Origin of the sequence: Mesorhizobium sp. M7A.F.Ca.US.002.01.1.1 (genome assembly GCF_004022955.1) — a bacterium.
In the GTDB taxonomy this organism is placed as follows: Bacteria; Pseudomonadota; Alphaproteobacteria; order Rhizobiales; family Rhizobiaceae; genus Mesorhizobium; species Mesorhizobium ciceri.
Map to the genome: position 1 here is coordinate 1 of NZ_RZQE01000905.1, position 1,145 is coordinate 1,145.

2 protein-coding genes are annotated in these 1,145 nt (G+C 66.1%); both read left to right on the forward strand.

Annotation, left to right across the window (positions count from 1 at the left end):
• The coding region (gene hisD, locus EN932_RS36605) for a histidinol dehydrogenase (RefSeq protein WP_128369548.1) at positions 1–786 on the forward strand (786 nt) is incomplete at its 5' end.
• Between the two features lie 15 nt (positions 787–801).
• Positions 802–1,145, forward strand: a 344-nt coding sequence (locus tag EN932_RS36610) for an alcohol dehydrogenase catalytic domain-containing protein (protein ID WP_164890866.1), incomplete at its 3' end; no start/stop codon positions are given.

Here is a 1,145-nt window from a genome sequence, read left to right on the forward strand (position 1 = left end):
CGCCTCGCTGGCGTCGGAACCGTCTACAAATGCGGCGGCGCTCAGGCAGTTGCCGCCGTCGCCTACGGCACGGAGACGGTGAAGCCCGCGCTCAAGATCGTCGGCCCCGGCAGCCCCTGGGTGGTGGCGGCCAAGAGCGTGCTGTCGTCGGTCATCAACACAGGCCTTCCGGCCGGGCCGTCCGAAGCAATCATCTTTGCCGATGACAGCGTCGACGGCGGGCTTGCTGCGCTCGACCTGTTGATCGAAGCCGAACACGGGCCGGATTCTTCGGCCTATCTGGTGACGCACAGCCGCAAGATCGCCGAAGCCGCATTGGCTGCAATCCCGGAGCACTGGTCGCGGATGACCGAGCAGCGTGTCGAGTTTTCACGCGCGGTGCTGACCGGCAAGCGCGGTGGCATCGTGCTGACCGCGTCGCTGGAAGACAGCTACCGCTTCATCAACGACTATGCGCCCGAACATCTCGAGATCCTGTCGAAGGAGCCGTTCGCGCATCTCGGGCGCATCACGGAGGCGGCTGAAATCCTGATGGGGCCGCACACGCCGGTGACGCTGGCCAATTTCGTGCTTGGACCCAATGCGGTGCTGCCGACCAGCCGTTGGGCGCGGACCTACGGGCCGCTTTCGGTGACGGATTTCGTCAAGCGCTCGTCGGTCGGCTATGTCACCTCGGTGGCCTATCCGGAACTCGCTCTGCACGCCCGCAGGCTCGCCCGCTACGAGGGCTTCAGCTCGCATGAGAACGCGGTCTCGGAGATCCGCGACCGCTATCTTGCCGGCTAAGCGGAACCGATCGCGATGAAGGCGGCACGACTTTACGGGCCCGGCGATCTGCGCGTCGAAGACATCGCGACGCCGGGCGCGCCGGATGCAGGCTGGGTGAAGCTGAGGGTCGATGCCGCCGGCATCTGCGGTTCGGACCTGCACAATTTCCGCACGGGACAGTGGATAAGCCGGTCGCCTTCGACGGCCGGCCATGAACTCACCGGCACGGTGACCGCCATCGGCGCGGGCGTCGACGCCTTCGCTATCGGTGACAGGGTTGTCGCCGATTCCCGCTTCTGGTGCGGAGACTGCGCGCAATGCCAAGCCGGCAGGCGTCATCTCTGCGCGTCACTGGGCTTCGTCGGAGAGGTCTGCGA